This is a genomic window from Chryseobacterium sp. S0630, from assembly GCF_024158915.1.
GTDB lineage: Bacteria > Bacteroidota > Bacteroidia > Flavobacteriales > Weeksellaceae > Chryseobacterium.
The window spans coordinates 20,802-47,727 of sequence record NZ_JAMZGF010000040.1; the positions used below are offsets into that span (position 1 = coordinate 20,802).

General features: G+C 35.8%; 25 protein-coding genes and 1 tRNA gene. 15 read left to right on the forward strand and 11 right to left on the reverse strand.

The window, feature by feature from the left end:
• Window positions 1–135: 135 nt before the first annotated feature.
• The 3 genes from NK356_RS16445 to NK356_RS16455 all read left to right on the forward strand — a co-directional run bounded on the left by NK356_RS16445 (window position 136) and on the right by NK356_RS16455 (window position 6,853).
• Window positions 136–3,096: a reprolysin-like metallopeptidase gene (locus NK356_RS16445; protein WP_253317480.1), complete on the forward strand. Its 2,961-nt coding sequence runs from the start codon at window positions 136–138 to the stop codon at window positions 3,094–3,096.
• A gap of 135 nt (window positions 3,097–3,231) precedes the next feature.
• A complete protein-coding gene (locus tag NK356_RS16450; RefSeq protein WP_253317481.1) occupies window positions 3,232–4,863 on the forward strand; it encodes a M1 family metallopeptidase in 1,632 nt (543 codons plus the stop codon).
• Between the two features lie 133 nt (window positions 4,864–4,996).
• The gene (locus tag NK356_RS16455; RefSeq protein WP_034695587.1) at window positions 4,997–6,853 is read left to right on the forward strand and encodes a PDZ domain-containing protein; all 1,857 of its coding nucleotides are present in this window, start codon (window positions 4,997–4,999) and stop codon (window positions 6,851–6,853) included.
• Between the two features lie 125 nt (window positions 6,854–6,978).
• On the opposite strand, the gene NK356_RS16460 is transcribed toward NK356_RS16455, so the two are convergent.
• The 4 genes from NK356_RS16460 to pepE all read right to left on the reverse strand — a co-directional run bounded on the left by NK356_RS16460 (window position 6,979) and on the right by pepE (window position 11,187).
• Window positions 6,979–8,154 carry a HAMP domain-containing sensor histidine kinase gene (locus tag NK356_RS16460; RefSeq protein WP_034695590.1) on the reverse strand — a complete coding sequence of 392 codons (1,176 nt, stop codon included), beginning with the start codon at window positions 8,152–8,154 and terminating at the stop codon, window positions 6,979–6,981.
• A gap of 6 nt (window positions 8,155–8,160) precedes the next feature.
• Complete coding sequence (dacB, locus tag NK356_RS16465) at window positions 8,161–9,534, reverse strand: D-alanyl-D-alanine carboxypeptidase/D-alanyl-D-alanine-endopeptidase (protein WP_253317482.1); 1,374 nt, start codon at window positions 9,532–9,534, stop codon at window positions 8,161–8,163.
• A 109-nt stretch (window positions 9,535–9,643) separates the two neighbouring features.
• Window positions 9,644–10,495, reverse strand: a complete 852-nt coding sequence (locus tag NK356_RS16470; protein ID WP_253317483.1) for a hypothetical protein — start codon at window positions 10,493–10,495, stop codon at window positions 9,644–9,646.
• Window positions 10,495–11,187: a dipeptidase PepE gene (pepE, locus tag NK356_RS16475; RefSeq protein WP_253317484.1), complete on the reverse strand. Its 693-nt coding sequence runs from the start codon at window positions 11,185–11,187 to the stop codon at window positions 10,495–10,497. Before pepE ends, NK356_RS16470 begins: the two co-directional genes overlap by 1 nt.
• A gap of 189 nt (window positions 11,188–11,376) precedes the next feature.
• Here pepE and NK356_RS16480 point away from each other — a divergent pair, with 189 nt between their 5' ends.
• Window positions 11,377–11,919 (forward strand): hypothetical protein, encoded by a 543-nt coding sequence (locus tag NK356_RS16480; protein ID WP_034695599.1) that lies wholly within the window; start codon window positions 11,377–11,379, stop codon window positions 11,917–11,919.
• 331 nt (window positions 11,920–12,250) lie between these two features.
• Here the strand turns inward: NK356_RS16480 and NK356_RS16485 are convergent, their stop codons facing one another.
• Window positions 12,251–12,739: a YdeI/OmpD-associated family protein gene (locus tag NK356_RS16485; RefSeq protein WP_253317485.1), complete on the reverse strand. Its 489-nt coding sequence runs from the start codon at window positions 12,737–12,739 to the stop codon at window positions 12,251–12,253.
• A gap of 229 nt (window positions 12,740–12,968) precedes the next feature.
• Between NK356_RS16485 and fsa the strand changes: the two genes are divergently transcribed.
• Window positions 12,969–13,622 (forward strand): fructose-6-phosphate aldolase, encoded by a 654-nt coding sequence (gene fsa / locus NK356_RS16490; protein WP_034695604.1) that lies wholly within the window; start codon window positions 12,969–12,971, stop codon window positions 13,620–13,622.
• A gap of 69 nt (window positions 13,623–13,691) precedes the next feature.
• On the opposite strand, the gene NK356_RS16495 is transcribed toward fsa, so the two are convergent.
• From NK356_RS16495 to NK356_RS16510, 4 genes are all read right to left on the reverse strand, one after another.
• Window positions 13,692–14,261 carry a sugar O-acetyltransferase gene (locus NK356_RS16495; RefSeq protein ID WP_253317486.1) on the reverse strand — a complete coding sequence of 190 codons (570 nt, stop codon included), beginning with the start codon at window positions 14,259–14,261 and terminating at the stop codon, window positions 13,692–13,694.
• A 227-nt stretch (window positions 14,262–14,488) separates the two neighbouring features.
• Window positions 14,489–15,379: a GLPGLI family protein gene (locus NK356_RS16500; RefSeq protein ID WP_253317487.1), complete on the reverse strand. Its 891-nt coding sequence runs from the start codon at window positions 15,377–15,379 to the stop codon at window positions 14,489–14,491.
• A gap of 71 nt (window positions 15,380–15,450) precedes the next feature.
• Window positions 15,451–17,313, reverse strand: coding sequence for a M56 family metallopeptidase (locus NK356_RS16505; protein ID WP_253317488.1), 1,863 nt, complete (start codon window positions 17,311–17,313; stop codon window positions 15,451–15,453).
• Between the two features lie 5 nt (window positions 17,314–17,318).
• On the reverse strand, window positions 17,319–17,684 hold the full coding sequence (locus tag NK356_RS16510; protein ID WP_034695620.1) for a BlaI/MecI/CopY family transcriptional regulator: 366 nt from the start codon (window positions 17,682–17,684) through the stop codon (window positions 17,319–17,321).
• 461 nt (window positions 17,685–18,145) lie between these two features.
• Between NK356_RS16510 and NK356_RS16515 the strand changes: the two genes are divergently transcribed.
• From NK356_RS16515 to NK356_RS16550, 8 genes are all read left to right on the forward strand, one after another.
• Window positions 18,146–19,102, forward strand: a complete 957-nt coding sequence (locus tag NK356_RS16515) for a heme-binding domain-containing protein (protein ID WP_253317489.1) — start codon at window positions 18,146–18,148, stop codon at window positions 19,100–19,102.
• 3 nt (window positions 19,103–19,105) lie between these two features.
• Window positions 19,106–19,579 (forward strand): cytochrome P460 family protein, encoded by a 474-nt coding sequence (locus tag NK356_RS16520; protein WP_253317490.1) that lies wholly within the window; start codon window positions 19,106–19,108, stop codon window positions 19,577–19,579.
• Between the two features lie 57 nt (window positions 19,580–19,636).
• A complete protein-coding gene (locus tag NK356_RS16525; RefSeq protein ID WP_253317491.1) occupies window positions 19,637–20,530 on the forward strand; it encodes a hypothetical protein in 894 nt (297 codons plus the stop codon).
• Between the two features lie 104 nt (window positions 20,531–20,634).
• On the forward strand, window positions 20,635–21,687 hold the full coding sequence (locus NK356_RS16530) for a sensor histidine kinase (protein WP_051934318.1): 1,053 nt from the start codon (window positions 20,635–20,637) through the stop codon (window positions 21,685–21,687).
• Window positions 21,662–22,429, forward strand: a complete 768-nt coding sequence (locus NK356_RS16535) for a LytTR family DNA-binding domain-containing protein (RefSeq protein WP_034695626.1) — start codon at window positions 21,662–21,664, stop codon at window positions 22,427–22,429. Before NK356_RS16530 ends, NK356_RS16535 begins: the two co-directional genes overlap by 26 nt.
• A 146-nt stretch (window positions 22,430–22,575) precedes the next feature.
• Window positions 22,576–23,247, forward strand: a complete 672-nt coding sequence (locus tag NK356_RS16540; RefSeq protein WP_253317492.1) for a Crp/Fnr family transcriptional regulator — start codon at window positions 22,576–22,578, stop codon at window positions 23,245–23,247.
• Between the two features lie 35 nt (window positions 23,248–23,282).
• Window positions 23,283–23,849, forward strand: a complete 567-nt coding sequence (locus tag NK356_RS16545; RefSeq protein ID WP_034695630.1) for a glutathione peroxidase — start codon at window positions 23,283–23,285, stop codon at window positions 23,847–23,849.
• 276 nt (window positions 23,850–24,125) lie between these two features.
• Complete coding sequence (locus tag NK356_RS16550; protein ID WP_034695632.1) at window positions 24,126–24,707, forward strand: hypothetical protein; 582 nt, start codon at window positions 24,126–24,128, stop codon at window positions 24,705–24,707.
• A 326-nt stretch (window positions 24,708–25,033) separates the two neighbouring features.
• Here the strand turns inward: NK356_RS16550 and NK356_RS16555 are convergent, their stop codons facing one another.
• Window positions 25,034–25,498, reverse strand: coding sequence for a GNAT family N-acetyltransferase (locus tag NK356_RS16555; protein WP_253317493.1), 465 nt, complete (start codon window positions 25,496–25,498; stop codon window positions 25,034–25,036).
• Between the two features lie 191 nt (window positions 25,499–25,689).
• Between NK356_RS16555 and NK356_RS16560 the strand changes: the two genes are divergently transcribed.
• Both NK356_RS16560 and NK356_RS16565 read left to right on the forward strand, forming a co-directional pair.
• Window positions 25,690–26,403 (forward strand): 2OG-Fe(II) oxygenase, encoded by a 714-nt coding sequence (locus tag NK356_RS16560; RefSeq protein WP_253317494.1) that lies wholly within the window; start codon window positions 25,690–25,692, stop codon window positions 26,401–26,403.
• Window positions 26,404–26,421: 18 nt separating this feature from the next.
• Window positions 26,422–26,661 carry an Ada metal-binding domain-containing protein gene (locus NK356_RS16565; RefSeq protein ID WP_034695636.1) on the forward strand — a complete coding sequence of 80 codons (240 nt, stop codon included), beginning with the start codon at window positions 26,422–26,424 and terminating at the stop codon, window positions 26,659–26,661.
• A gap of 192 nt (window positions 26,662–26,853) precedes the next feature.
• Here NK356_RS16565 and NK356_RS16570 read toward each other — a convergent pair.
• Window positions 26,854–26,926 (reverse strand) — tRNA-Met (locus NK356_RS16570).

Consider the following 26,926-nt stretch of genomic DNA (forward strand, 5'->3'; position numbering starts at 1 on the left):
TCTTAATATAATTAAAAAGAACGATAAAATTCAACTAAAATTATAAAGTTGGGAGTAATTAACAATGTATCACTAACTAAAGATTTAAAAAAATAAACTATCTTTAAAAACTTTAATAACAATCAATAAAAAAATATGAAAAAGAAAATTATTTTCGTCTGTGCATTGGCTTTAAGTCTAAGTGGTTTGCAGGCACAACGCTGGGAACCTGTCTCGGAAAAAGTTACGCCAGTAAGAAAAGAAGTAAAAGTAGAATATGCCTACAAATTTGATCTTTCTGCATTAAGAGATCAACTGAAGAATGCTCCTGAAGCAGGAAAAGGAGGAAACGCTGTAATTATTTCCCTTCCTACAGCAGATGGAAGAATTGAAAGGTTTTCAGTGTACAGTTCGCCGGTAGTAGAAAAATCTATGGCAGACAGATATGAATTGGGAGCATATGCAGGTATCGGGCTGGATAATCCACATAAACAAATCCGATTCAGTACAGCACCAAACGATTTTCAGTCTATGACATTCAATACTGATACAGGAAAATACGAATTCATAGAACCCATCAATAAAGAAAAGGATGTATATGGAGTCTTTTTCAAATCTAATAAATCTCATGAAGATCCTTTCGAATGTAGAACTTCTGAACCTGAGAAGGTAAAGAAAGAAATGAATAAACTGCTTAAAACAAAAAATGTTTTAAAGGGTTTAGGAAATGCTAACAAAAGTAATGAACAAAAATACAGAACCTACAGAATTGCGATCTCTGTAAATGGTGAATATACGCAACTTGCCGGAGGTGTTCCTGCAGCAGCAGCCCGTATTAACGCTACCATGAACCGTGTGAATGGTGTTTTTGAAAAAGATTTTGGAATCCATATGATTGTACAGGATCTTCCCCAACTTATATTTGCAGATCCCGCTACTGACCCTTATTCAAATGTAATCGCTAATTCAAACGGAACCTATAGCGCTCCTGGAGCATGGAACCTTCAGCTTCAGCAAACGCTTACCAATACTGCCGGTGTAGGTAACGCAGCATATGATATAGGACATTTCTTTGGTCACAGAGGTGGTGGTGGAAGTGCCGGAGATGTAGGAAATGTCTGCAGAAACCCTGCAAATAACAATGATGCAACTTCTAAAGGAGCGGGAATTACTTCACCTTCTACTCCGGATCAGCCTTTTGGAGACAATTATGATATCGATTTTGTAGCGCATGAGATTGGCCACCAGTTCGGTGCAGCACATACCATGTCTATTGCATTGCACGGTGCCCATATGGAGCCGGGATCAGGATCTTCAATTATGGGATATGCTGGTATTACCAACTATAATGTTCAGATGCATTCTGATGCTTATTTTCATACTAAAAATATTGAAGAAGTAGATACCTATGTTAATGCTCAGGACTGTGGAATTATTACGAATGTAGCCAATACTCCTCCTTCTATTCAGCCAATGGCTAATAAAATGATCCCTAAAGGAACAGCTTTTGTGTTAACAGCTTCTGCAACAGATACACAAAATGATCCTATGACTTATACCTGGGAACAATATGATCTGGCTACATCTGCTTTTGGCCCCGTAAGTGCAACCAGAAATAATGGAGCGAATTTCAGATCTCTAATGCCTACAACCTCGCCTACCCGTTATTTTCCTAAATTCACCAATGTTCTTAACGGTACTCTTACCAGTGCAGTAGATTGGGAAACTGTATCCAATATCCCGAGAACAATGAATTTCAAGGTAACGGTAAGAGATAACAATCCGGATGCTGCGCAACAGCAAACTCAGAGCAGTCTGATGAAAGTGGATATAGGAAATGAAGGACCTTTCAAAGTAACTTCAACTACCGTTTATAATAATACACCTGGAGCTGTTACCTGGGATGTGGTAAACACCAATAATGCTCCGTATAATGTACAAAATGTTAAAATAGATTATACTACAGACAACGGAACTACATGGACCGTTATTAGCCCATCTACAGCGAACGACGGATCTGAGCCGTTTTCTTTCTCATCTTTGGCAACTGGTGCCAGTCTGAAAATTAGAGTAAGTGCTATTGATAATGTATTCTACGCTGTTGGAAATGCTACCGTATCCGCATCTGCGAGTGCTTGTACAACATCTGCTCCGACAGGTATTACAGTAACCGGTATTACAAGAACTTCTGCGTCTGTAAACTGGACCGCATTAGTAGGAGCAACATACTCTGTAATGTATAGAAAAGTAGGAACAGCAACATGGACTACAGTACCTGTTTCAACAAATGCTTATAACATTTCAGGGCTTACTGAAGCCACTCAATATGAAGTACAGGTAGCTAATGTTTGTAGCGCTTCTGTTGGTACTTATTCTGCATCAACGAATTTTACCACTTCATCATTTGCTAAATGTTCAATAACCGGAACAAATGCTGCTGATGAGTATATTTCCAATGTTACAGTAACTGGTTCCGGAATGAGCCCTGTTTCAAACAGCAGCAGTAATACTCCTTACACAGACTATACTACAGATCCTTCAAAACTGATTACCCTTATGTCCGGATCTACTGGAAATAATGTAAGTATAACCAAAGGATGGACAGGTGCTCAGTATAATGACGGAGTAACAGCATGGATAGACTTTAACAAAGACGGAGTATTCTCTTCTTCTGAAGTAATCTACACCAGCGCAGCTAGTACCATATCACCTGTTTCCGGAACATTCTCCGTACCGGCAGATGCTTATACCGGAGGAAACGTAATTATGAGAGTTGTATTAGGATATGAAAGCCAGCCAAGTAGCGGATGCAGCAACCAGCAATATGGTGAAGTTGAGGATTATCCGGTACTGATTCAGCAGCAGCTTTCCACGAGTGAGACGGTGAAAGACAAAAACTCAATTCAGATCTACCCTAACCCGGCAAGTGATGTATTGAATGTAACTCAGATTTCATCTAAAGCTCAGTATATTATTACAAATATGGCTGGTCAAAAAGTAATGAATGGCCAGATTAATGATAATAAAATCTCTGTATCCAACCTAAGTACAGGAGCTTATATTATTTCAATTGAAGATAAAGGAACTACTTCAAATCTGAAATTCATCAAAAAATAAAACCTAATAAGTTTTTACAGCCCGGCAATGACCGGGCTTTTTTTATGCCTTCTTAAAATCTGTATTTAATTTGATTTCCGGCATGGGCCTATTAATTTAATTTTATACTTTTGAAAAGATTTAATATAAGTTTAAATGAAAAAATTGTCATATACACTCTTATTTGCATCAGGGCTGGTTTTCGGACAGTTCTTTGAGAAAGATAAGGTTTTCACCAAACAGGATACTTTAAAAGGTTCTAATACTGAATTCAGAAATTTTTGGGATGTCAAAAAATATGATCTTTCTGTAGAACCTGATTTTGAACAGAAAAGTATTAAAGGAAATAATAAAATCAGTTTTGAGATCATCAAAGATGTTACCAATCCTGTTTTCCAGATTGACCTTCAACAACCAATGAAAGCGGATAAGGTGGAAGGAAATTTCCCTATTGCCAATTATAAGCAGGATGGAGACTTTATTTTCATTACAACGAATAAGAAGTTCAAAAAAGGTGAAAAATATACAATAAACGTTACCTATTCCGGAAAACCTACCATAGCTAAAAATGCTCCCTGGGATGGCGGATGGGTTTTCACTAAAGATGAAAAAGGAAATCCATGGATGACTGCTGCTGACGAAGGAATAGGAGCTTCCATCTGGCTTCCGACCAAAGATATCTGGAGCGATGAACCTGATAACGGGATCATTATGAAAATTGTAACACCTAATGATCTGGTAGGTGTAGGGAACGGCAGACTCACTGATAAAAAAACAACCGGCACTAAAACTACTTATACCTGGGAGGTTAAAAATCCTATAAATGGCTACTCCATTATCCCGAGTATAGGAAAATATGTAAATTTCAAAGATACATTTGAGGGTGAAAAAGGAAAACTAGACCTGGATTACTGGGTAATTGACTATAATCTGGACAAGGCAAAGAAACAGTTTGAGCAAGTAAAACCTATGCTATCAGCTTTTGAATACTGGTTTGGTCCGTACCCGTTTTATGAAGATTCATACAAACTTGTAGAATCACCTCACCTTGGCATGGAGCATCAGAGCAATGTAGCCTATGGAAATAAATACCAGAACGGCTATCTCGGAAGAGATCTTTCAGGGACGGGAGTTGGGTTAAAATGGGATTTCATTATTATCCATGAAAGTGGCCACGAATGGTTCGCCAATAATATTACCGCAAAAGACCAGGCTGATATGTGGATCCATGAAAGTTTCACCAACTATTCCGAGACTCTTTTCACGGAAAAATATATGGACAAAAAATCTTCTGAAATCTATGTTCAGGGGATCAGAAAATTGATAGACAATGACATTCCTATTATTGGCCAGTATGGTGTAAGAAATGAAGGCAGCGGAGATATGTACCCGAAAGGAGCCAACATGCTTCACACGATAAGACAAGTTATCAATAATGATGAAAAATTCAGACAGATTTTAAGAGGTTTGAATAAAGACTTTTATCATCAGACTGTTACCACTCAGCAGATAGAAGATTATATCTCCTCAAAATCAGGAATCGATTTTTCAACAGTTTTTGATCAGTATCTGAGAACCATAAAAATACCAACCCTTGAGTATGCTCAAAATGGTGATACTTTAAAGTTCCGTTATACAGATGTGGTAAAGAACCTGAAATTACCTATCATCATCAATGGCGATCAAACCATAAATCCAACGGAAGAATGGCAGACTGTAAAGCTTAAAAAGAGCACTCCTGTTGAGCTAAATACGAACTATTATATCAATTATAAGGAAACTAAATAAAGAAAAAGGCAAATCCGCACATCAGCAGATTTGCCTTTTTGCTTTTTGCTATTAAAATTTTAAGAAAAGTTTAATACTTTCTTCGTAACAAACTCAGAAAAAAAGCAACTATTTAACTATTAATTCAAACCTAATGAGAAAAACAGTACTTAGCCTTGGTATTTTTGCTGCTTTTTTAGCAAATGCTCAGTCTATAAAAACCACCATTGACCTTGTCAATGTAAAAGATGATAAAGTAGCCGTTACCATGGAATTTCCGAAAATGAAATCCGGGGATATTAAATTTCATTTCCCAAAAACGGTTCCAGGTACTTATTCTGTAGACGACTATGGAAGATTCATCGAAGGAATCAAATTTTACGATAATAAAGGAAAAGAACTTACTTATACTAAAGTAAATGACAATACCTATTCATTGAAAAATGCTCAGGCACTTTCCAAAATTTCATATCTAGTGAATGACAGTTTTGATGATGAATTAGATACATCAAAGCATAAAGCTGTATTTTCTCCTTCAGGAACGGATATTGAAGAAGGAAAAGTATACATGATCAATACCCACGGATTCATAGGATATATTGAGAATATGCAGGATGTTCCTTATCAGCTTGTCGTTCAGAAACCAACTGATTTCTATGGAACCACAGCATTGGTAGATCAGGATAAATCTGAATCTACAGATACCTATACTCTTGCCAATTATGCTAAGGTGACAGATTCTCCATTAATGTATACAAAACCTGATTATATTACCTTCAATGCCGGAGGAATGGATCTTGTATTGGGTGTATATTCTCCGACAGGAAAATATAAAGCAGCAGATTTCAAAGACAATCTTGAGAAAATGGTTGTTGCCCAAAAGAAGTTTCTGGGGGATATGAACACCAATAAGAAGTATGCTATCATGCTCTATCTTTCCGGTGGTGACGGGCCTAAAATAAAAGGTTTCGGAGCATTGGAACACCATGAATCTACAAGTGTAGTGCTTCCGGAAGGAATGCCGAAAGATGCTATTGACAATACCATTACAGATGTAGTTTCCCACGAATTTTTCCATACTGTAAACCCTCTGAAGACCCACTCTGAAGAAATTCACTATTTCGATTATGCAGATCCGAAAATGTCTCAGCATTTATGGATGTATGAAGGCGGGACAGAATATTTTGCCAACTTATTCCAGATTCAGGAAGGTTTGATTAATAAAGATCAGTTCCTTGAAAGAATCGGTGAAAAAATTGCCAACTCCAAGAGCTATGATGATACAATGCCATTTACGGTAATGAGTAAAAATGTATTGGTAGAGCCTTACAAAGATCAGTACAGAAACGTATATGAGAAAGGAGCGCTTTTAGCAATGTGTCTAGATATCGAGCTTAGAAAATTGTCCAACGGAGAAATGGGATATCGTGATATGATCAGAAAACTGTCTCAGAGATTTGGTGAAAACAAACCTTTCAAAGATGATAAACTGATTGACGAACTGGTAACGGTAACCGGATATCCTCAGGTAAAAGATTTCTATAACAAATATATTGCAGGAAACCAGCCAACACCTTATGCACAATATCTGAGCATGGTAGGTGTGGATATTAAAAAGCAGGAAAGCCACCCTCTTTTCTGGTTTATCAAAGACCCGAACCAGACTGGTTTTGATGAGAAGACCAATGCTTTTGCTTTTGACGATCATTCAGCACTATCTCCATTTGCAAAAAGTATCGGATTTAAAATCACTGACCAGGTACTTGCTTTAGACGGAAGAACAGTAGACATCAAAAAAGTACAGGATTTTATTGGTTATACCAGAACCATTAAAGAAGGACAGGAAGTTACGGTAACTATTTTAAGAGATAATGCCGGGAAGAAAGAGAAAATGACATTGAAAGGAAAGGCTATTCTGGATAAAATGACCATGGAAACCCCTTCATTCAAGGCGAATCCAACTCCGGAAGAACTGAAACTACAGACCCAGTGGCTTACTGGTAAAAAATAAAGATAAAAGCGGGGAAAATTTCCCCGCTTTTTATTTTCTTACTCTGATAACTTTATTCTTGAATATTCAAACCTAACAGGTTTTGAAAACCTGTTAGGTTTATTATTTGTAAAAGAAATTTGCCGTTAAAGATTTTCCTCCTTTCTGATTGTTATCCTGAAAGTACTTCCCTTTCCTACTTCAGTCTGGGAAATCTTGATATCTCCATTGTGATATTCATGAATTACCCTTCTTGCCAATGACAATCCCAATCCCCACCCTCTTTTTTTGGTAGAATAGCCAGGATTAAAAGCATTTCTTGCCTGTTGTTTTGTCATCCCGCTGCCGTTGTCTTTTACTTCAACGAGAATATTTTTATTTCTTTCAAAAACAGACATGGTGATTGCTCCTTCTCCTTTCATCGCATCCACAGCATTTTTTACAAGATTTTCAATCACCCAGCTTATTAGAATTTTATTGTGAGGAACCAAAACGATATATGTTGGAAGATTAAGTGTAAAATTGATTTTCCTTGAAATTCTTGTTTTCAAATAGTCATAATTCTCCTGAATGGTTTCATTGAAATTTCTGTCGTTCAGCTCAGGAATAGAACCAATTTTTGAGAATCTCTCTGAGATCGTTCTGAGTCTTTCAATATCTTTTTCAATCTCATGTACGCCATCTGAATCCGGATTATCCAGCTTCATAATTTCTATCCAGCCAATCATAGAAGACAGAGGAGTTCCAATCTGATGCGCTGTTTCCTTAGCCAAACCTGCCCAAAGATAGCCTTCATCTGTTTTTTTTATCGTTCTGAAAAACCAGAAAGAAAAACCAAAATACAGTAAAATAAACAGTCCTAAAATATAGGGTGAATATCGAAGATTATTAAGCAGACGTGAATTATCATAATACACAAACTGATTATTGCCATCCGGCACTTTGATCTCAATAGGATCATAGTTTTTCTCCATATTCCGGATCAAATCCTGCAATTTCTCAGGATCCTTAATCGTACTTTCAGGAATATTTCTGTAGTATCCGAGATCAAGGATTGGATTTTTGAACTTATCTGTTACAATAAACGGAATGGTATTGTTGATATTCAGGATATCTGGCAACAAATCCAGAACGTCTGTGTCTGGAGTTTTCACTTCCTGCTGTATTCTAATTGCTTTGGAAAGAAGGCTAATCCTTTTGATCTCCTCTTTTCTGAGAAAATTAATAAGCGATGTTGAGGCTACTACAATAGCAATTACCAAAGTAGTCATCACAACAAAAATGATCCAGTTATTCAGTCTGGTGAGTATGGATTTTCTCAAAGTATTTTATTTTAAAACATTCAGGATTTTCTGCAGCTCTGTATTTCCACTTCCCTGATAATTGTTGATGATAATCGAAAATACATATTTTTTCCCATCTTTTGCAGTGTGATATCCTGCGAAGGACTTGGTATCTCTCATCGTCCCGCTTTTCATCTTCATTCCATTATCCTGAACCGGGAATCCGTCGTAATAAGCCTCAAACCATGATTGTTTTTTAGCATATAAAAGAGCCTGAACTTCTGCTTTTGCCGCTACATAATTCTGTGGAGAAAGTCCGCTTCCATCAGCAAAATTGATCATATTAGGATTAATTCCTTTCGATTTCCAGAATTCTTTCAGATAAGAAACGCCGCTTTTGAAGCTTGAATTTCCTTTTTTCTCTTTTCCTAATGTTTTAATCAAAATCTCTCCGTAAAGATTGATACTTTTTCTTAAAAACCAATAGACAATTTTATCTAAAGTCGGAGATTGATAAGTCAGGAGAATATTATTTTTAGGAGCTGCTAAAGCCGTTTTCCCTTCTATTTCAAGTTCTGAATTCGTTACTGCTTTTCCTGAAAGTTCAATTCCTGATTCCTTCAGCCATTGTTTTACTTCTGTGGCTAATTGGAGTGGCGGATTAGGAGTAGAACCGGAAACGGTAACAGTTTTTCCCGCCGGAAGCATTCCATTAATCAAAGCAACATCAGAATGAGGAGCAGTAAAAATCAGACTTTGATCTGAGTTTCCTCCTGCTTTAAGGTCATTGAGCCACTTTACGCCTTCCAGCGGATAAGAAAAGCTTTTAAAATCTGTTCCGTTGATATTGATATCAAACTGATTTTCTTTCCAGTTGATTCCCCAGACTCCGGCTCCATAGTAATTACCCAGATCATCCCAAGGCCAGCCTCCCGGGATCGTCTGATGATCAAAATAAGAATCATCAATCACCAGATCACCGGATATTTTTGTGATTCCTGAATTTTTGACAGCATCAATCAGTTTCTTTTTAAAATTTTCGGGTTTATAGGCATCGTACCTCCAGCTTCCTAATGTAGGATCGCCATTGGAGCTGATGAAAAGATTTCCGTTCAGTGTTCCTCCGGAGATGTTTCCGGAATAGCTTGAAGTAGTAGTGAAAGTATAATTTTTCCCTAAAGTTTCCAATGCAGCTCCTGCCGTGAAAATCTTTTGTGTAGAAGCAGTAGAAAGCCCCTTATTTCCTTGATATTCATATATAAAATTGCCGTTTTCATCTGAAACATAAAATGATAAACTAGAAGAAACCGCCCCAGAAGAATCCATAAGATCCTTTGTTACTTTATCTAATTTTTGGGCTATATTCTGTGCAGCAACTATCTGTACAGAAAGCACAAGAACAGCAAGTGTTTTTTTCATTGCATTGTTGTTTGGATCTAAGCAAGCAGGTATCAAATACAGTTTGCAAGACTATTAATGCTTGCCGATGGCTGAACCTTTTGCTCTATTTAATTCTAATCAAATATAGTTAAAATAAAAGCTTTTTATACTCAATGAGGTCATCGGAAGTGAAAAGAATCTGATGGTCAGGAGATTTTTCAAATGAACGATCATTTTTGAAATATTTCTCATAATCATCTTCATCTATGAAAATATCCATCTGACATTCTTTGATATAGTTTGATTTCTCCCCATAATCCTGAACAAAATATCCGGAATCATTCCAGGTTTCATTATGGCAGCGTAAACAGCTTTTTCGGTAAACAGCTTTATGACCACATACTTCACAATCCTGTAAGTTTTGAAACAATACTGAGATCTCATGCTGGCTTTCTTCCGAAAAAAGGGAAAGAGGAATTGTTTTCAGAAGCAGATAATAATTCGGTTCCTGCCATGAAAAATACACCGACTCCGTTTTATTTATAAAAAGCCATAGTCTTTGAAAGTCATATTCTACCTCAGCTTTAACAATATTTTTAATATTCAGAACAGTCTCATTGTTTCTTTTGACATTCTGTTTGTCATCAATTTCAATAACGGGTTGCTGCTCCAGAAAGTGATTCAGGCATAATGTGGTCTGCCATGAACCAATTGTTCTCAGTTTACCTTCTTCTCCACAGATCTCACACGTCCTGACAGACAGTTCTGAATATTTACTTTTGATCTTTTTAAGTTTGTCGTTGAGCGTTTCATCTTCAGAATAGGTGTAGCATCTCAATTCTCCAAACTTTTCCTTTCCAAAGACACGATGTTCCATATTCCAGCCTGCAACAGCAAATTCATACAGCAATTTCCGGATAAGATCATTCCATCCGGTACTGTTCACTGAAAAATTAGTGAGATTACGTTCTATGAAAAGATTGATTTCTTCTTTGTTCATTAAAGGCTGCTTCCTGCTTCTATTTCGTAAGGTTCTTTCCCTTTTTCAAAAATCCTGGTCAGTTCACTTCCTTCCACTGTAATGGAATCATTTGTTCTTCGGATCCAGTTTCCTTCTCTAAGGCCAACCACTTTAATATCATTTTGGGTAAGGAACTCCTGAATACGGGTTTCTCTGGTTTCTCCGTTGTGTTTCAAATCCGGATTGGGATCAAGGTAATGGGGATTGATATTGAAAGACACCAGTCCCATACAGTCGAAACTCGGTGGGTATACAATCGGCATATCATTCGTCGTTTTCATATTCTGACCTCCGATATTACTTCCTGCGCTGCATCCAAGATAAGCTTTTCCTTCAGATACATTTTCTTTCAGGACAGACATCAATCCTTCTTCGTGTAATGTTTTAACCAATAAAAAAGTATTTCCTCCTCCGGTAAAGAAACCTTTTGCCTGATGAATGGCTTCTTTTTTATCTTCAAATTCATGAAGCCCTTTTACTTTTATATGGATGGTTTCAAAAAAAGAGCGTGCTTTAGCCGTATAGTCATCATGGGAAATTCCGCCTGGTCTTGCGAAAGGGATAAACACAATTTCGTCAATTCCTTTATAGAGTTGGATTAATTCTTCTCTTAAGTATTCCAGATATTCCCCACCAAAAAGGGTGGATGTTGAAGCTAATATAATGTTCATATGGCGAAATTATAGGTATTAATAAAAAATGAATTACAAAGATAGCTTCAAAGATGAACGAATCAAAAATTAAACTAAAAAAAACACGAATCCCGTTAATATTTTCTAAAAAAACTTAAAGCCTCTAAAATTTTACATTTTGTGGAATTATTATTGAATTTTAGATTTTCGAATTTAAAATATAAGATTATGAAAATGAGTAAAATTAATAGTAGAAGCCTATTTTTAGGATTAATACTAGCAGGAAGTGTAAGTCTTGTAAATGCACAAACGACTCAGCCGGAAACTTCGGCATCAACGAGTCAAACCACTAATCCAACTATTGAGGGTCTTAAAAAACAGATCGCAGCCAATCCAAAAGATGCAGAATCATTAGCAAAACTGGCTAATGCTTATCAGGAAGCTTCAGACTGGCCCAATGCCATTGATACATGGAAGAAAATATCTGTTTTATTACCGGACTGGGCTCCGTCTTATTACAGCCAGGCTTATGCCTATCAGTCTGCAAAAGATGATGCCAATGCAAAAATTGCTTACGAAAAGTATATTGCAACAGTAAAACCTGAAGAAGTAGAGCAAAATAAGAAGAATCTGGCATACGCTTATTTCTATCTTGCCTTTACAGAACAGCAAACTGATCCTAATAAAGCAAAAGAACACATTGCAAAATCTATACAGTATGACCCAACCAACGAGGATGCTGTAAAGCTTAGCAAAACATTAAATTCTTAGTAAATAAAAAAGACCGGAAAATTTTTCCGGTCTTTTTGTTTTTAATTATAAATGATGAAATGTTCAGGTTTTATTTAAATTAAACACAAAGATTAAGTACCTGCTGTTAAATTTTGAGGAAGCTAAGGATGGAATCAATTTCATTGATTCTTTCTAAGCGTATGTATATCATAAAGTTTCATCAGCGACACTGTCGCTTTCTTAGCACGCTTAGGAATAAGAGAATTTAAGCTAATCTTTGCGTTAAATTTAAAATATATTTTTTGTGCAGAGTTACTCTTTTTTAATTCCAGATTTCCTGCATTATTTGAAACTTTGTCTTGCTATGATCCTACTCAATCATCTTTCCGAAAAAATCTGTTTCACCATGCAGATGTCTGATAATTTTATCAATATTTCTCTGAATACTGGCTTCGGTTTTTAAATTATTGATATACCGGATCAGCTCATGTCTTCTTGAAGGAATCAGGTTTTCAAAATTTGCTGTTGCCACAGTACTTTCTTTAATTGCTTTTTCTAATTGCGGATGGATAGCAATACTTCTGTCAGAATCATCATATTCCAGAACAACTTCAATAACTTCTCCTATTCTTTTTGGAGAGTTTTTCAGCATTATCAGGTTCACATACAGCCTCCATTCTCCCAGATATTTCATCAGGTTTTGCTTAAATTCTTTCCCATTCACAGTTCCTTTTACAGCAATAGGACTTTTATTTCTCCCTGATTCATTAAAAATTTCTTCCAGAATTTCTTCAGGAATAAAAACAAAAGGATTGATTCCTATAATTTCCAATGAGGCGGTGAAGCTGTTGTTTTTCATAGATAACAGATTTAGTTAGGCTAGAAACAAAATTAACTATTTGGTTTAACATCAACATATTTTTTTCCTCTATAGCCTTCCTACTCTAAAACCCTAAAACTCTCAAACCCTCCTACACTCAAACTCTCCCACCCCAAAACCCTCTAACCCAATCACGCCGTAACTCAAAATTCATACCTCAGAACCCAATTAATTCCCTATCTTTGTATCAATAAATCTATTTATCAAAATGAAATTTTTTATTGACACAGCTAATTTAGAGCAAATCAAGGAAGCAAGAGATCTTGGGATCTTAGATGGTGTAACTACCAATCCTTCATTAATGGCAAAAGAAGGAATTCAGGGAGCTGAAGCGATCAAAAACCATTATAAAACGATCTGCGAACTTGTAGACGGAGATATTTCTGCAGAAGTTCTTTCTACAACGTATGAAGAAATGATTAAGGAAGGAGACGAATTGGCTGCTATTCACCCGAATATCGTTGTAAAAATTCCGATGATCAAAGACGGAATCAGAGCTTTAAAATATTTTTCTGATAAAGGAATCAAAACAAACTGTACTTTGATCTTCTCTCCGGGACAGGCTCTTTTGGCAGCAAAAGCAGGAGCAACTTATGTTTCTCCGTTCTTAGGAAGATTAGATGATATTTCTACTGACGGTCTGAACCTTATTCAGGAGATCAGATTAATTTTCGATAACTATATGTTCGAAACTGAAATCCTGGCCGCTTCTATCCGTCACTCAATGCACATTATCGACTGTGCTAAAATAGGAGCAGATGTTATCACGTCTCCACTTCCTCCGATCTTGAGCTTATTGAAGCACCCGTTAACAGACAGCGGATTGGCTCAGTTTATTGCAGATTCTCAGAAATTAGCATAATCACTGGTCCTTATTCAGATATAAAAAATCCCGGAACACTATCCGGGATTTTATTTTTTAATGGGTGTTTTATTTTTTTTCTTCAGTTATATTTTTAACCACCTTACACGGATTTCCCACTGCCACTACATTATCCGGAATATCTTTTGTGACAACACTTCCTGCTCCAATCACCGAATTATTTCCGATAGAAACACCCGGAAGTACAACCACATTTCCTCCCAACCATACATTATCACCTACTTTGATCGGATGTGCATATTCCAGCCCTTCATTCCTTTGCTGTACATCAAGCGGATGGCCTGCTGTATAAAAACTGCAGTTGGGCCCGATAAACACGTTATCACCAAATTCTATTTTGGCACAGTCTAAAATAACAAGGTTATGATTGGCATAGAAGTTCTCTCCCACTTTGATATTGTATCCGTAGTCGCACCAGAAATTGGGTTCTATACAGATATTTTCTTTTATACCGCCAATAATCTTTCTGAGCAGTCTGTATCTGTTTTCTGTATCTGAATTTTTCAATCCATTATATTCCTGGCATAGATCTTTGCAGGCAATACGTTCCCGAATCAGTTCTTTATCATAATTGGCATTATATAAAAGCCCGGCAGCACATTTTTCCTTTTCTGTCATGAGATATAATTTTTTGCTATTGCTTATTGCTTATTGCTTATTGCTTATTGCTTATTGCTTATTGCTTATTGCTTATTGCTTATTGCTTATGAAATATAAGAAATATGTCCTGATAAACCTCAGTGATATTGATCATTCGTTTCAGCACCTCAAACCACATTATGTTCTAAAAAATAAAAACAGGATGACAAAAATGCCATCCTGCAGATATTAGAAAATATATAATTTTACTTGAACAAATCAGGTTCTATTTTATTGTTATTTTTTAATTGATCTTCTTTTGCTCTTTTTTCAATATTCCTGTACATTTCATTCATATCAATGCTTTTACCATCCTGGTTTTTCATTTGCACTACAGCTCCTGCCGGAAGCGTACTCATGGTTTGCTTCATATCTTTTGTAGGATCAGTAAGATAATCTTTCCAGGCTTTTTTAAACTGCTTTTTGCTGATCTCTATTTCTTTACCTCCCAAACCTATTGTAGTGAGGCCGGGTATTTGAAGATCTTCCTGCGATGCAGCTTCTGTTTTCTTGTTACCGATTAGAGTCATTATATGCGAGCCTGTGGTATCCTCAATTTTAACAATAAGTCCCGGCAATCCATAGAATTTATAAGGACCATCCTGAAAAGGAATGTCTGTAGAAAACCATGCTACCCAACTTCTTCCTCCATAACTGGTAGTTGCTTTTTGGGTATTATACTCTCCGATTTTCTGCTTTTCAGGAAGTATTTTCCATTCAGGTTTTTGATCTTCCGGCATTTTATAGCTGGTATTCCCAATGTTTTCTGAGAATGAAACACTGTAATCCGGATACTTTTTTGTAACCGTGGAGGAAATTGTACCGGGTTTTATATTTTTTTTGATATTAATACTTCCCCCAAATCCTCCTTTCATCTGCTTTGCAATATCTGCTTTTGTTGCAGAATCTGAAGCAAATTTTTCTCTGCTGTAATATTTAGATCCATTTTTATCAATGTCCAGAAACATTACATCACTTTTCACATCTGCTTTATTGGTAGAATCAGAGATATATTTATAGTCATAATAGAATCTGTTGACTTGAGCCTGTAGGGCTACACTTAAAAACGCTAGCAAAAGCAAATGTATTTTTTTCATAATTTATGTATTTATTTAAATATTATTAAAAAAGCTTTGCCAATCCAAAACTGACAAAGCTTTCTGGAACTTTATTTTTTTGTCTCTATTCTTACTTCTCCCTGTCTAGCATCTCCTTTTTTCTGTGTGTTGACATTCACTCTTGAAATATTGTTTGTATCCAATGAATTGACATCATCCTTAGAAACCTCTCTTCCATCAATATAGTATTTGTATCTGAAATCATCTCCGGCACTTATATTGAATTTCTTCACTCCATTCATTGAAATGTTGCCACTGCCATCTTTTTTAATAAAATCAGCATGCATTACCATCACGTTTGGAGAAGAACTTACCATCGTAAAATTACCTCCTCTGAAATTTTGTGCTGTTTTTTCTGCTTCCACGCGGGCTTTTTCAGCTTCTTTTCTGATTCTGTCTGCATCAATCCTGATTCTTTCGCTTTGTACTCTGATTCTATCTCCTTCAGCACGTGCTCTGTCACCTTCTATTCTGGCCTTAGTTGCTTCTTTCATTGCTCTTTTAGCTTCGGCCATTGCTTTGCGTATCTCTTCTTTTTCCTGAGCGCTCAGATCATTATAATTAACAACTCTGTTTGTTTTAAAATAGGTTATTTTTGGTTCTTTTGGCGCTTTAGGTGGTGCAGGAGGAATTGGCATTTCTCCTATTTTTGCCGCTGCTTTTTCTGCTTTTTTTGCCGCTCTTTCTATTTTTCGAAGCTCTTTTTTACTAAGAGGTTCCATATTTTCGAGCTCCTTCATCTGATTCTTCCATTCAACAGAATTGAAATACTTATCAACTTCCACTTTTGAAGCAATTTCTCCTATTTCTGAAGCCATATTGCTTATTTCTTCTATTTTATCGCTGAAGAGATCACTTTCGGGATCCAAACCTTCCAGCTCTTTCTCTTTTTCTTTTATTTTCTTTTCAAGCCCTGAAATTTTTGTGTGGTCTTCAGGCGATACGGTTTTCAGTTCTGCAATTTTTTCCTGACCTGATTTTTCAGGTCTTATCGTATCTTTCTTGATTTCTGAAACTACTTTTTTTATAGAAAGGTTTGTTTCTTCAATTTCTCTGTTCTTCGCATTTACCAGATAAGCAAAAGCGATAGAGAATACAACCGGCAGGGCAAAAATTCTTCGCGCATATCCGAATTTGGTTTTTGGTTTTTGTAACATCTTAAGTCTTTTTTTAAGGTTTGAACTTAGAAACGGACTGGTAACAGGCAACTGTGTTCCGGAAAAGTGGCTTGCTAAAAGCATCTGCGCAAATGCTTTGGTGTCCGATTGTTTTACGGCTTTTTTATCAGCCAGATATTCATGGATTAGATTAATTTCTTTTTTAATGAGATGAAAGAACGGATTGAACCAGAAAACAGAGGTAATAATCTCGATAAAGATCTTATCAAAGGAATGTTTCTGCTCAATATGTACCATTTCATGCTTTAAAATCTGTTTTCCGATATCAGAATGCAGTGTAATTGTATTCTTCCAGAACAGGTTTTTAAAATAAGAAAATGGAGCTTCGGTAAGGTCTGTACGGTAAAAATTGATCCCGTCAAAACTTTCTTTCTGAAATTGGTTTTTAAACTGCTGGATTTTGAAAATCCCATACAACAGCTTCCCTAAAAAATAGAGAGAAACCAGTCCCAGAGTTGAAAAAATAATGTTAAAATAAAGGTTACCACTGTCTATGTTTTTTTCTGTGTTAAAATTCTGAATCTTGTCAAGAAGCATATACATATCATTATTTACCTCTATCGTAAAATCGTCTATTCTGATAAGTGGCAACAAAAGTGATATCACAATTGCACCCAGCAGATAAAATCTGTTATAATGATGGAATGTCTTGTCTTTTAATGACAACTGATAATACAAAAATGTTACACCTGAACATAAAATAGTTTTCCCAAAGTATAAAAGTATTGCTTCCATAAGTCTTAGTCTTTCTTTTTGAGTTCATCTAATAACATCTCAAGATCTTCTACTGTCATTTCATTTTTTTCAACTAAAAATGAAACGGCACTTTTGTAAGAACCTTTAAAATAGTTTTTCACAAGGCTCTTCATTGTTTTCCCGGAGTACTGTTCTTTTGAAACCAGCGGAAAGTACTCATGCTGTCTTCCGTATACATGATAGTCTACAAATTCTTTATCCTTCAATACTTTTAAAATAGTAGAAACAGTATTCGTATGTGGTTTTGGTTCCGGGAAAAGATCAAGCACATCCTTCAGGAAGCCTTTTTCTAATTTCCATAAATACTGCATTACCTGTTCTTCTGCTTTTGTTAGAGTCTGAATTTTCATATCCTGTTCATTTATCAATTAAAGTGATATACAATCATATTATCCTATATCACTAATAAATTAGTTATACAAATGTAGAAATAAAAATGAATCAAACAACTATTTTTTTAGTGATAAAACGTTTTAAATACTAATCGTTTGAAAATCAACACAATAAAAATAGTTAAAATTTATTAAATTTTTAATGAATGGGAATATTTGCTGTTTATTTTGTAGAAAATCATTTAATAGTATTACTTTTTTACACTAAACAGGTCCGGTTGCTCAAAGATTTTCAACTCTTTTAGTAGCAATCCTTGTCAAGGTTTTAAACCTTGACAAGGGTCAATATATAAAAAATGAAAGACTAAAAAAATTCATAATCACAAATGTCAGATTCAAAGTAAAATTTGTCCGATTGATCAGATTTTCAGAAAAACATACCTCAAAAAGTTCTGAAATTTGAATAAAAACAAAGAGATATGAATCGTTTTTTGAAAAAATTAAAAACAAAAAATATACTGGTAATAGTACTGATTGTCTTTATTGGAATTCAGTTTTACAGACCTGAAATTGTACAAAAGCCTATAACTGGTGAGATTCATGTGCCCAGTGATGTAAGAGCGATCCTGCAGCGTTCGTGTTTCGATTGTCATTCTAATCAGACAGATCTGAAGTGGTTTGATCAGATTGCTCCTGCTTACTGGCTGGTAGAAAATCATATTAAAAAAGGAAAACAAGGACTCAATTTTTCTGAATGGGATAAACTGGCTCCTCCTGCACAAAATGCCAAACTTTGGGAAGCTTTTAATCAGATTAACCTGAAAGCAATGCCTCTAAAAAGCTACAAATTACTTCATCCCGAAGCAAAACTTTCTGAAAATGATATCCGCATCCTGAAAAACTATGTGACTTCTCTTGCTCCCAAGCAAAAACCTGACACTGCAAAGGTTTCTACTTATAACAAACAGCTTCAGCAAGTCAGTAAAATGCATACTAATGCATCTAAACCATCATTCCCTACTGCACTGAATGGGATCAGCTATATTCCTGATTATAAAAACTGGAAACCGATAAGTTCTACAGAAAGATTTGATAATGGTACAATGCGTATCATATTCGGAAATGATATTGCTGTAAAAGCGGCAAAAGAGCATAAAACCAATCCATGGCCGGACGGAACCATATTTGCGAAAGTAGCATGGGATCAGATAATAGATAGTGACGGGAATGTCACTACCGGAGCCTTTAAACAGGTGGAATATATGATTAAGGATTCCAAAAAATTCGCCTCTACAAAAGGATGGGGATGGGCAAGATTTTTATCTCCCAAACTTGACCCCTATGGAAAGACAGCAGATTTCGGCAACGAGTGCATCAGCTGCCATCGTCCTATGAAAGACAATGATTTTGTATTTACCTCTCCTATAAACCATTAAGTGATGAAGAATCTGACTGTTTATTTAATAATGTGCGTATTTATTGTGAGCTGCAATTCCAAAAAACAATACGAACCCGTGAATGAAAATGCGTCCCTTCCTGAAAGCTTTGATTTTAATGCTATGAACTTAAAGGTGGTAACCTCTTCGATCAATCATAAAAAACAGACGATGATGACGCTCTACGGCACTGATTCAGCAATTGATGATTTGAAGGATAATGCTGGAAAAGTCAATGGTAAAGAAAGAATACTGGCATTGGTTACCTGGTCGCAGAAGGATGATCCTTATTGGTATGGAGCTAAAATCCCCAATAATCTTCTGTCTGTAGAAGTTATCAAAAGTAAACTGCCTTTCTCCGAAAACTCAGAAATTCTGTATCAAAAATATGAAGGGAAAGAACTTAAGAAAGTGAAGGCAGATGGGACAAACAGAGTTTCTACAATTCTAAGTATGAAACCTTCAATCATGCCTTAACATAGGATTTTAAAATCACATATAAAAAAATAATATTCATTAAAAACTATTAAAAAAATGGAAAAATTTACATTCAGTTCAAGTCTGGTTACCGGATGCGTTTCTGCAGCGTTATTGCTTTTCACCTCTGTGGCCTGTTCAAAGGATAATCAGGATGAATCGTCTGATCCTGCCGTTAAAGAAGTACAATTGAGAAATGATGCCGGTCTTGGAAGTGTACTGACTGATAAAGAGGGCCATACTCTTTATTATTTTGCCAATGATGCTACTGCCACCAACAATTGTACCGGAGGATGCGAACCTGTATGGCCTATCTTCAATGTAGATAATCTTTCTGCCGAAAAACTAGGCTCCGGATTGGAACTTTCAGATTTTACGACAATAACAACGGGTTCAGGGAAAAAGCAGGTAACCTATAAAGGAAGACCTCTTTATTACTATGCACCTTTGGTGAACGGAACCAATGTAAAAGAAGATGCAGGGAAAACCGGCGGAGAAAACGTAGGAGGCGTATGGTTTGTTGCAAAACCTGATTATACTATTATGCTTACCAATGCACAACTTGTAGGACATGACAGAAAAAACTATACTTCAACGTATACGGAAGGGACGGGAAAAACGCTCTATTTTACAGATGCTAAAGGAGTAACACTCTACACCTTTAAGAATGACAAACAAAATAAGAACAATTTTACCGCCTCTGATTTTTCGAATAATGGCGTTTGGCCCATTTATGAAACAGATAAAATTGTAGTTCCTTCCGGGCTTGATAAAACGCTTTTTGGATCTATTACAGTATTCGGAAGAAAACAGCTTACGTATAAAGGATGGCCTCTTTACCGTTTTGGACAGGATAATATGGTGATGGGCTCTAATAAAGGTGTTTCATTTCCTACTCCGGGCGGTGTTTGGCCTGTACCTGTGAAAAATATGGCAGCAGCTATGCCCTAGTTTTGTGTTTTTATAGAAATCTCAGTGCTAAATAACGGACGTGCTGCCGTGCCGTTATTTAGCTTTTGTATCTTTGTTACTGCTTAACTGCCTGATTTTTATTTATGATCTATGCAAAATATATAAATACCAACGGAAGAAAGGTATTCAGGATTGATCCGAGAATCATTCTCTTCAGCTCTCTTTTTATGGGGATTCTGGCTTCAGTGCCCAAAATACTCCGTATGCATATTACACTGGGAGAGCTGACGATAGATTTTTCCATCTCCTTTTTATTCTCATTATTTGTATGGTATTTTAATATCTACAGTCTGCCGAAGTTTTCTATTCAGAATATATCTACGAGATTTTTCAATAAAAAACTGGTGATCAGCTTATCCATCGGAGTAGTTGTCATGGCAGCCATAGTGCTTATTCATCATATTATATTTCCCAAGTATGGATTTAATACTATGGTGCTGATGTACGAATTCCGGGGCGTATTGATCAATCTTACGATTTATATGTTTCTCTACCTTTTGTATCAGACTTATAATTCTCAGCAGATTAAATTTGAACTTGAACAAATCAGAACGGATAATCTCAATGCCCAATATGAATTGCTGAAGCAGCAGATTAATCCTCATTTTTTATTCAACAGTCTCAATACACTGAAATCTATGATTGACATAAAAGATGAAAGTTCCGGGGATTTTGTGGTGAGGTTGGCAGATTTCTATCGCTTCACTTTAGACAACAGAAAAATGGATCTTATTCCCTTAAAAAAGGAGCTTACAATACTGGATGCCTACGTTTTTCTTCTGACATCTAGGTTTGAAGATGGTATAGAGTTTAAAATAGATATTCCGGAAGAGATCTTAAATTCTTACATTCCTCCGTTTACACTGCAGCTTTTGTGTGAAAACTGTATCAAACATAATATTGTATCACTGGCCAATCCGTTAATCATAAAATTATACAGTGATAACGAATATATTATTATTGAAAATAATTTCCAGCCGAAGAATATACCACAGGAATCCGCAGGGATAGGAATTGAAAATATCCGAGAACGTTACAAGCATTTTGCTGAAAAGGAACTTACCATCCTGCATAATGATCATAATTTCACAGTCAAATTACCCATAGTAGATGAAAGTTTTAGTAATAGAAGATGAGATAAAAACCGCAAAGGCATTGGGACGGATGATCGTTGCAGTACAGCCGGAAGCTACCATAGTACAGTACATTGAAAGTGTTGCTATGGCTGTGGAATATCTTTCTGGCACTGAAACTCCGGACATTATATTTATGGATATTCAACTGGCGGACGGAAATTGTTTTGAGATATTCAGCAAGGTCAGGATAAAAGTGCCCGTTATTTTCTGTACTGCCTTTGATGAATATGCGATAGAAGCTTTTAAAAGTAACGGAGTGGATTATATCTTGAAACCTTTTGAGAAAAAAGATATTCAGTCCGCTTTTGAAAAGATCAATAATCTTAAAAACTTTTTTCAGCACGCTCCTTCTCCCGACCAGAAACTGGAAGATATTCTGAATAATCTGACAACAGGAAGAGGAAAAACCAATTTCCTGGTCTTTTCCAATAATAAATACAATAATATCCCTGTTGACAAAATTGCCTGTTTTTACAGCCAGTTTGGAAGTACTGTACTGGTGACTTTCGATCAGAAAGAATATTCAGTTCCACAGTCATTGGATGAGATTGGACAGCTGGTTTCAGGAGCTCAATTCTTTAGAATTAACAGGCAATATCTGATCAGCTTTACAGCTATTGTTGAAGTGGAACATTATTTCTCCCGAAAACTTCTTGTCAGCCTGAAAATTACTACCCCCGAAAAGCCATTGGTCACTAAAGATAAAGCTTCCCGTTTTCTCCAGTGGCTGGAAGAGCGATAAAACAATTAACTAAAAGCAGTATATAAAATAATTTAATCTCTGATTACCATTGGAGAAAGCTAATATTTTGCCCAATCAGAAATCGTTTTGGAATACAGCAATAAACAACTGAGCTCAACTCCAGCTCAAAATAAAGAACAAATAAAATGGATCAAAAAAATACTATTGCAGACGGATTTATTCGCCGTAAATTTGGTTTTCTTGGTGAAGACTTTCTGGAAGAGCTCAAAACTCATGGAATCTACGACAAAATAGAAGCCAGGCAGGAAATCATCCGCGAAGGAGACCGCGTCAAGTATGTTTTGTTTTTAATAAAAGGAGCTATTAAAGTGTATTCTCTGAATGATGGCCGTGAACTTGTATATTATTATATCAGTGATGAAGAGAACTGTCTGATGACCTTTTCATCAATTTTTAATAATAACATCAGTAAGGTTTATGCTACTACGGAAGAGGACTCTGAGGTTCTTCTTGTTCCTCTGGCAGTGATAAGCAAGTGGCTGGTAGCGTTTCCTGCCATTAATACAATATTTTTTCATGAATATGAAAGAAGATTTTCAGCCGTGATGGATATGATTAATGAAGCAATGTTTCATCATCTGGATACACGCGTTCTGAATTATATTAAACGAAAAGTGATTTTAGCAGGAAATCAACCTGTAAAAATCAAACACAGAGAAATAGCAGGAAGCCTGGGAACTTCACGGGAAGTAGTAAGCCGAGTGCTGAAAAAAATAGAAAATGAAGGCAAAATCTTTAAAGATGAAGAAGGTAAAATATGGGCAGCAGATCAAATGCCTTTACCATTAAATAAATAACATAATACATACATTAATATTAAAATCTTTTCTCAATGAAAAAAATACTTTTTATCGGAATGGTGCTTATAGGGATTATAAGCCTTTCATCATTTATTAAATCGGATGATTCCAGAGGTACGAAACCTGCAAAATCAATTTATGATTTTAAGATTGAATCCATCGATGGCGGAAAAATTGACTTTTCTGAATACAAAGGAAAATACATTCTTATTGTAAACACAGCATCCAAGTGTGGATACACTCCTCAATACAAAGGCTTGGAGCAACTTTACAAGGATTATGGTGATAAACTGGTTGTGGTTGGCTTCCCTTCTGATAATTTTGCAGATCAGGAGTTTCATGACAATGTTGATATCAAATCTTTCTGCGAAAAGAACTATGGGGTAACATTTCCGCTTACTACTTCAGTGGATGTAAAAGGTTCAAAAATCACTCCTGTATTCGATTATCTTACCCACAAATCTCAAAACGGGGTAATGGACGCTACCATAAGCTGGAATTTCAATAAGTTTCTGATCAGCCCGGAAGGAAAATTATTAGAACATTTTGACTCTAAAGTAGTTCCTGAAAGTGATAAAATCACTCATTATTTCAAATAAATAATCTTTGCAAAACACTACTATCATTATGAGTAGTGTTTTTTTTATCCATGCACACAAAATTATTTTGATTGTGAATGACCATTCAAATGCACAAATTGAGTTGTATTAACAATTTAAATTACAAAAATCATGTCAATAAAGACCCTGAAGACGTCATTTTTACAACAATGGTTCATATACATTATAGAATTGTTAAATTTTATTAAATAAATATTAAAATGTATTTGTTTTAACCGGGAAATTATATTTATTTTAGTGCTTTAAAAATTTCTCATGAAAAGATATAATTTATTGATTGTACTATTACTGCTTATTTTCAATGTTACTACAGCACAAAAGAAGGGTTCTCCTGCTGCTGATCTTAGTATATTAAAAGATACAAAATCAAAAATCGAAGCTACCGTTCCATTGGTTATTCAGCATCTTCAAACGATCTCTACAAAAGAAGGAGATAATAATATTGTGAATAACGGAAAGATTGCTTTGGGTAGAGAATATGGTATTTTAGAGTCTGAATGGTTTTTATACAGAAACAATATGAAAAACTGTATCCTGAACAATTCTTCTAAAAAAGCTAAGAAATGTATGGAATACCACAACAATATGTTGAGAGGTACGATGATCAATTACAACAATTATATTACCAACCTTACAAGAAAGAACGGATATCTGGGTGTTGAAGGAGATACAAAATTTGAATTCAAACCTGCTGATATTGCTACAAAGCTGAGTGAAGCGTATTTCAATGCAAACGATGCTGCGGGAAGAATGAAAGCGGATCAGAAAAGAGACTTTTTAGGACAGACAATGTCTGATGACAACAAGCTTACTCCTTACGCTCAACTGGCACAATAATATCTAAATCATATTTAAAAATAAAAAAAGAGAACCTCAATTGTGGTTCTCTTTTTTATTCAAAAGCAAAAAATCTCCGCCGGAAAAAGCAGTTTTGTGGTACTAATCATAAAACCCTTGGGGAAAAAGTAGAAAATTAGGCAGAGATTTTTTTGCATACACTCTACAGATCAACTGTCCTACCCATGATCTGTAAGAGCTTTACAAAAATAGGACTATAGCCTTCTGCTGGCTGAAAATACCTGTAGAATTAAATGTTCAAAACTGTAGAACTAATACTACTTCTCATTATAGAAGTAAAGCACCTCAAAAAAGGTGCTCTACAATTACGTTTTACTCGCTTTATTCTTCCACCAGTGGTAGTAATTATGCAGTCCGTCATATTCAAACCCGCAGCGTGGATACAGCGTATTTCCTATATCATTTGTTTTTTCGGTTTCAAGCATCAGCCCACACGCTCCTGTCTCTTCACACCATTGTTTACTGCGGTCAATTAATGCCACAGAAAGCCCCTTCCCTCTATAATCAGGATGAACAAAAAGATCACTTAAAAGCCATTGTTTTTGCAATCTGGTATAATGAAATAATTTGTAAAGCTGTACGAATCCTACGGCTTTTCCGTCTGCTACTGCTAGAAAAATATCGGATTCACTATTTAAAAACCGTTCTTTAAGAAAAGCCTTCCCTTTTTCAAGATCCGATTCCTGTCTGTAAAAAATACGGTAAAGATTGAACAATTCAGCCGTTTCATCAAGATCTTCAAGACTTGCCTTTTTAATCATGTAATTCATCGTTATATCTATTTTTATTAACAGGGCAAAAATAGCCTTAAACAGGACCAGTGATATCATCCAGAATCATATTAAAACTATAGTCCAGATAGATTTACTGTGATCTTTATTAAATTACACAATGAATACCGCACGTTTCGGATTGTATTGTTCTGAACAACTATAGATTTTTGCAGAATAAAATCAAACCAATGAAAAATATTCTTCATACACTCAAAAATACAGACTGGCAACACCTTACAGAAGCAATGCATCAAAACGGATATGCTATCATTCCTGATCTGCTGTCTGAAGATGAATGTGAACTATTGAAATCAAATTATGATCATTCTTCTCTTTATCGTAAAACAGTTGTCATGACCAGACATCGTTTTGGTTTGGGGGAATATAAATATTTTACTTACCCATTACCTGAAATCATTCAAACCATACGAACAACAATGTATCCCTATCTGGCTTCTATTGCCAATACGTGGTTTAAAGCGTTACATATTGACACTCAATTTCCTTTAGACCATCAGGAGTTCCTGGACCTATGTCATCTTAACAGTCAGCAAAAAGCTGCGGTTTTAATTTTGAAATATGGAAAAGGCGGATTTAACACCTTACATCAGGATTTATATGGAGACATCTATTTTCCTATTCAAATTGTATTAATGCTCAGCGAACCTGACGAAGATTTTACAGGCGGTGAGTTTGTACTTACCCAACAGATTCCGAGGGCACAGTCAAAAGCTATTGTTTTAAAACCTAAAAAAGGGGATGTTCTTATTTTTACGACTCAATTTAAACCCGAAAAAGGAACCAAAGGATACTACAGAGTCAATATGAAACATGGAGTAAGTGAAGTGAGAGAGGGAAACCGTTATGCGCTAGGAATTATCTTTCATGATGCAACCAACTAATTATTAAATAATTGAACTATGATTCAGCATTCTCAGATACCAGCAGAAAGTCTTAGAAGTAAAATCCACCACAGACAAATTCGTTTTGGAGGAAATAAAAAACTAAAAATCTATGGATTGCTCAGCTGCCGCTCAGGAAAGAGAATGAAAATGGACAACAGAGTTTTCTTCACAGATGAGAAAGATGCTTTAGAAAATGGCTATCGTCCGTGTGGACATTGTATGAAAGAGGCCTATAAGCTGTGGAAAAACCAGTAGTACTTACCCTATAACCCTTCTCCCTATTTATTTTACCCAAGATAAAATCTTTGGGTCTTACCCAAAATGTAAATTCAGTTATAAAAGTTTGTCTCTACGCATTATTTCTACCTGAGATTGCTTCACTTTGTTCGCAATGACTGATAGTAAATAAAAAAGAGAAGCAATAAATATTGCTTCTCTTTCGTTTAGTAGCGGGAACCGGACTCGAACCGATGACCTTCGGGTTATGAGCCCGACGAGCTACCTACTGCTCCATCCCGCG